This is a genomic window from Paralimibaculum aggregatum, from assembly GCF_030270585.1.
Lineage (GTDB): Bacteria > Pseudomonadota > Alphaproteobacteria > Rhodobacterales > Rhodobacteraceae > Thermohalobaculum > Thermohalobaculum aggregatum.
This window is the reverse complement of the sequence record NZ_BSYI01000085.1, coordinates 1-5835: the sequence shown is the minus strand read 5'-3', so window position 1 is coordinate 5835 and position 5835 is coordinate 1. Positions and strand designations below refer to the sequence as shown.

3 protein-coding genes and 1 pseudogene are annotated in these 5835 nt (G+C 73.4%); 3 read left to right on the top strand and 1 reads right to left on the bottom strand.

Translation table 11 applies throughout. The features are described from left to right. Positions 1-163 (top strand): annotated as a pseudogene (locus QSJ97_RS24125) (keto-deoxy-phosphogluconate aldolase); the annotation flags it as partial. Positions 164-295: 132 nt separating this feature from the next. After that, positions 296-1831: a Ppx/GppA phosphatase family protein gene (locus QSJ97_RS24120; protein ID WP_285675037.1), complete on the top strand. Its 1536-nt coding sequence runs from the start codon at positions 296-298 to the stop codon at positions 1829-1831. A gap of 189 nt (positions 1832-2020) precedes the next feature. Here the strand turns inward: QSJ97_RS24120 and QSJ97_RS24115 are convergent, their stop codons facing one another. Continuing rightward, complete coding sequence (locus tag QSJ97_RS24115) at positions 2021-3484, bottom strand: hypothetical protein (protein WP_285675035.1); 1464 nt, start codon at positions 3482-3484, stop codon at positions 2021-2023. Between the two features lie 267 nt (positions 3485-3751). On the opposite strand from QSJ97_RS24115, the gene QSJ97_RS24110 reads away from it, so the two are divergent. After that, entirely contained in the window at positions 3752-5686 is a 1935-nt protein-coding gene (locus QSJ97_RS24110; RefSeq protein ID WP_285675034.1) for an elongation factor G, read from the top strand. The last annotated feature ends 149 nt before the right edge of the window (positions 5687-5835 follow it).

Genomic DNA, 5835 nt, shown 5'->3' with positions numbered 1-5835 from the left:
GACCGGCGGCGTCACCCCCGAAAACGCCCCGCACTACCTCGCGCTGCCAAACGTCCTCTGCGTCGGCGGAACCTGGATCGCACCCCGCGACACACTCAAGGCCGGAAACTGGCAGGAAATAACCCGCCGCGCAAAACAGGCCGCAAACCTCAGGGCGCACTGACCCAGGCCCGGAACAGGGGGGGTGCGACAGGCAGACCTGCTCTAACCACTGGCCAGCGCGCGCCGAACAGGACAGGATCAGTGAGGGTGACCGGCCCGGGAACGGCCGCACCGCCGGACAGGGGGATGCCGCATGGCAGACAGCAGAGCAGCGGCCGACCGGCCCCTCTCGCTCGATCATCGCCGCTTCGTCGGCCCGCCGGGCGCGCATGTCGCGGTGGTCGACATCGGCTCGAACTCGGTGCGCCTCGTGGTCTACGACCAGCTCAGCCGGGCGCCGTTTCCCCGCTTCAACGAGAAGTCCTTCTGCCGGCTCGGCGCCGGGCGCGATGCCGAGGGCCGGCTCGATCCCGAGGCCGTCGAGCACGCGCTGCGCTCGGTGGAGCGGTTCTTCGCGATCTCGCGCGCCATGGAGGTGGAGCGGATCGACGTGCTGGCCACCGAGGCGGTGCGCCGCGCGCCCAACGGGCATGTGCTGATCGAGGGCATCCGCGAGCGCTGCGGCGCCGAGGTGCGCCTGCTCGACGGCCACGAGGAGGCCCATTACAGCGGGCTGGGCGTGATCTCGGGCTTCTACCGGCCGCACGGGCTGATGGGCGATATCGGCGGCGGCAGCCTCGAGATCGCCGAGGTGCTCGACGACCGGGTGGGCGAGCGCTCGGTGAGCATGCCGCTCGGCGCGCTGCCGGTGACCGAGCTCCTGGCCGAGGGCTACGGCGCCGCGAAGGCCCGCATCGACGAGATCCTGCGCGACGCGCTGCCGCCCCTGCTGACCGATCCGGTGTTCTACGCCGTGGGCGGCGGCTGGCGCGCGCTCGCCCGGATCACCATCGCCGAGCAGGTGCCGCTCTGCCCGATGCCGCAGGGCATGGAGATGGAGGTCCGCGAGGCGCGCCTGATGGCCAAGCGGATCGCCCGCGCCAGCCCCGAGGAGGTGGCGGCACTGCCCGATGTCCCCTCGCGGCGGATCGAGACGCTGCCGGCCTCGGCGCTGGTGCTCGACCGGGTGCTGAAGGCGCTGAAGCCGGAGCGGGTGGTGTTCTCCGCCCTCGGGCTGCGCGAGGGCTGGCTCTATTCGCTGCTGCCGGAGGAGGAGCGCTACCTCGATCCGCTGATCGAGGGCGCGCAGAGCTTCGGCATCGCGCGTGCCCGGGTGCCGGAATTCGCCGGGGCGCTGGAGCGCTGGACCGACCGTCTGTTCCCGGCCGAGAGCGCCGCCGACCGGCGCCTGCGGCTCGCCGCCTGCGCGCTCTCCGACATCGCCTGGCGCGAGCATGGCGGCTTCCGCGCCGCCGAGATCTTCCGCCGGGTGCTGCATCTGCCCTTCATCGGGATCAGCCATGCCGAACGGGTGTTCCTCGCGGTCGCGCTGCATGCCCGGCACAACGGCAAGTTCGACGATGCGATGCTGGCCCGCGTGCGCCGGGCGCTGCCGTCGAGCGCCTTGCGCCGGGCGCAGATCCTCGGCCGGGCGCTGCAGCTCGCCTACCGGCTTTCCGGCAGCATGCCGGCGCTGCTCGACCGCACGAGGCTCGAGATCGAGGCGAACGCGGTGCGGATCGATGTCAGCGCGCTCGACGATCTGCCCGACAGCGACGCGGTGCAGAGCCGGCTCGGCCGGCTGGCGAAGGCGCTCGGGGTGGCCGAGGCGGAGCTGAAATTCGACTAGGCAGGGCAGGCGGGGGATGCCGGTGGTGCCCGGCCGGTCGCCGCCCCGATCGCTCGGATCAGACCCGGCAGCACGGGCCGGGCCGTGCCCGCGGCAATGTCGGCATCATGCCCGATGTCCGAGGCGCGGGCCGCGGGCGAGGCCGGGATGCACGGGCCGGACGGGCGCCTCCGGGAGGCATGCCGGGGCTCAGCGGAAGAAGCCGCGCGCGGTTTCGGCGAAGCGGTCGGTGGTGAAGGGCGGCGCGAGCTCGGTGCAGCGGGTGCCTGACAGCCTGGCCGGGTTGCCCAGCAGGGTGCGCGCGTGCAGGGCGCGGAGCTGCCGCCAGCCGCGGGTCTGCCGCAGATGCGCGTCGCAGAGGACCACCCTTTCGCGCGCCTCCAGATCCACCGACCAGCGCGCGCTGAGGAACTTGTAGGCGCCGTTGCGGAACACCGCGATCTCGCGGCGTGCCGGGCCGGTGAGCTCGGTGGAGACGATCGGCGGGGCGACGCCGAGGCCGGTCAGCGCCCGCGCCGCCTCCCAGAAGGCCGGGTCGGTGCCCCGGTGCAGCTCGGCGCGGCGGCGCGCCTCCTGCAGCCAGGCCGGAGCGGTGAGCTGCGGGCGCAGCGCATAGCCGTCGGCCAGCGGGTCGGTCCTGACGAAGAGCGAGACCGAGACCGCCAGCCCCAACGCCGCCACGGGCAGCGCCAGCCGCGCCTCGGCCCGGCGCGCATGCACCGCCGCGGCGAGGGCGACGAGCAGCAGCCAGCCGTTGAGATACTCGACCTCGTCGGAGAGCATCAGATAGCGCGCCGCATAGAGCAGCGTGGCAATGCCGAGCAGCACCTGCCAGTCGCGGCCCATCCGGGGCAGGGCCAGCAGCACCACCGCGAGCGCCGCCGCACCGGCGGTCCAGAGCGCCGCGAAGCCGCCGACCGCGGCCTTGGCGAGCTTGCGCGGGAGCGGGTCGTCGATCAGGTGCTGGCCCGGCTGGACGAGGAAGCCGATCCCGCCATGCAGCGCCGCATAGACGGCGAAGGCGCCCAGCCCCACCGCCGCGAGATGCAGCAGGAAGCGCCGGTCGCCGGTGATCGCGAGCCGCGCGCCGCTGGCCGCGACCACCAGGATCGCACTGTCGATCCGCGTCAGCACCAGCGCGAGGCCGAGCAGCAGCGGCAGCGGGGCGAGCGGCGACGGCGCGGGCCGCGGCGCGCCGCCGAGCCGGTCGCGGAACATCGCGAGCAGGTAGGCTGCCGCCAGCAGGAGCGCGAGATTGGTCTCCATCAGCGCCGAGGCGTTGACGAAGACCGCGGGGGTCATCGCCAGGATCAGGATCGCGAAGGCGCGCGGCCGCCCCGCCGGCAGGCCCCGCCAGAGCACCGCGAAGGCGCCGAGCCCGATCCCGAGGGTCACGAGATTGACCGCGGTCAGGCCGGCGCCGAGCCCGCGCAGGCCCACCACCAGCACCTCGTAGAGCGGGAAGCCCGTGGTGCGGCTCGGCGTGTAGACGCCGTCGAGCAGGGTCATCGGGCGCAGCCAGATCCGGGCGCTGTCGCTGTCGGTGGCGAAGCCGGAGACGGCGGTGACCACGCCATAGGCGGCATAGGCGAGGATCGCGGCGAGGGCGAGGCGTTCGGCGCCGGTGAGGCGGCCTGCGGCTGCTGTCGGCATGGCTGGGCTCTGTCGCAAGGGCCTCTCGGGCCGGACGGTTGGCGCCGGCCTAACGCCAGCGGTCTTCCGGCGCAACGCGAAATCGGACCGGGCGCGGCGGGCGGCCGGCACCGGGCGCGCTCTGACGCCGCGTCGGCCCCGACCGGCTCGACATGGGCGGCCGCAAGGGTCAAGCTGACGGGATCGGTCGCGGGGTTGCATCGACCGCTCCCCGCGGAACGGACACGAGGCGGATAACCGCCCGCAGGAAGAATGGGGAGGCCGGGAATGCGCTGCATCACGATCATGGGTCCGCCGCATGGCGGGAAGACGACGCTTGCCGAGCGGTTGGCCGCGCAGGAGCCGGGCGCGGTGAAGACCGATCTCGGGCGTGGCCTGACCCTGCATCGGCTCCAGCTCAGCGGCGAGGGCTGGGCGGTGATCGACTGCCCCGGCTCGATCGAACGGCTGCCGGATTGCCGCACCGCGATGCTCGCCGCCGATGCGGCGGTGATCTGCGTGCCGCCGGACCCCGACCACGCGGTGCTGGCGGCGCCCTATCTCCGCGCCGCGGAGGCCTCGGGCACGCCGACGCTGCTCTTCATCAACCGGATGGACGAGGCCGAGGGCCGGGTGCGCGACGTGGTCGCCGCGCTGCAGGACTATGCCACCCATCCGATCGTGCTGCGGCAGATCCCGATCCGCCGCGACGGCGCGATCATCGGCGCCATCGACGTGATCTCCGAGCGTGCCTGGCAATACCGCAAGGGCCAGTCCTCGGCGCTGATCGAGATCCCCGAGAGCGCCGCCGAGCGCGAGCACGAGGCCCGGGAGAGCCTGCTGGAAGAGCTCTCGGAGCTCGACGACTGGCTGCTCGAGGAGCTGATCGAGGAGCGCGAGCCGGCCGCCGGCGCGGTCTACGAGATCTGCAAGAAGATGCTGACCGAGGGCAACGTGGTGCCGGCGCTGCTCGGCTCGGCGGCCAATGGCAACGGCATCCTGCGGCTCACCAAGGCGCTGCGCCACGAGGTGCCCGAGGCCGCCGTGCTGCGTGCCCGCCTCGCGGCCGAGGCCGGCGCCGAGCCGCTTGCGGTGTCCTTCCATGCCGATCATCGCCGGCACATGGGCAAGGTGGTGTTCCTGCGCGCCCTCGGCGAGGGGGTGAAGATCGGCGCCCGGGTCGGCGGCGAGGCGATCGGCAGCCTGCTCGATCTCGGCGAGGGCAAGACCGGGGCCGAGATCGCCCCGGGCATGGTGCTCGGCGCGGTGAAGTCCGACCATCTGCACACCGGGCGGCTGTTCGGCGCCGACGGCGTGATCGACCCGCCGGGCTGGGCGGTCTCGCCGCTGCCGATGCTCGCCCGGGTGCTGGCCCCGGTGAACGAGCGCGACGAGGCCAAGCTCTCGACCCTGCTGAACCGCCTCGCCGAGGACGAGCCGGGGCTGGAGATCGCCAAGGAGGACAAGAGCGGGCGGCCCATCGTGCGCGTGCAGGGGCCGATGCATCTGCGCGAGCTCTCGGGCCGGCTGAGCGAGATCTTCGGCATCGAGGTCACCGACGACGCGGTGGCCGACCTCTACCGCGAGACCATCACGCGCAGCGCCGAGGTGCATTACCGCCACCGCAAGCAGACCGGCGGCGCCGGCCAGTTCGCCGATGTGAGGCTGCGCATCGCGCCGGCCGCGCGCGGCGCGGGGTTCAGCTTCGACGAGGAGGTGAAGGGCGGTGCGGTGCCGCGCAACTACATCCCCTCGGTCGAGGCCGGGGCACAGGATGCGATGGAGCGGGGTCCGCTCGGCTTTCCGGTGATCGACGTGCGGGTCACGCTGCATGACGGGCAGCACCACTCGGTCGACAGCTCGGATTTCGCCTTCCGCACCGCCGGGCGCGCCGGGGTGGCGCAGGGCCTCGGCGAGGCGGCGCCGGTGTTGCTGCAGCCGATCCACCTGGTCACCTGCCACATCCCCTCGGTGTTCAGCGGCGCGCTGGTGCCGATGGTCGCCTCGCTGCACGGGCAGGTGCTCGGCTTCGAGCGCGACCCGGCGGGGCGCGGCTGGGACGAGTTCCGCGCGCTGCTGCCCGGCAGCGTGCTCGGCGAGCTGCCGCACCTGCTGCGCTCGGCGACCCAGGGCACCGGGTATTTCGATGCGGCCTTCGATCACTACGAGGAGGTCTATGGCAAGGAGGCCACGCGCCTCGCCGAGCGGGCCGGGCGCGGCTGACGCGCCGCGGCCGCGCCGGCGCGGACGGCCGGGGGCGGCAGTTCGGCGCGGGCCGGCCGCCTTGCGCCGGGCCCGGCACGACCGCAATATCCGGGAAACGTCACAGGGGAGGATGCGGATGTCTGGCTTGTCGATGCCGGTTCCGGATG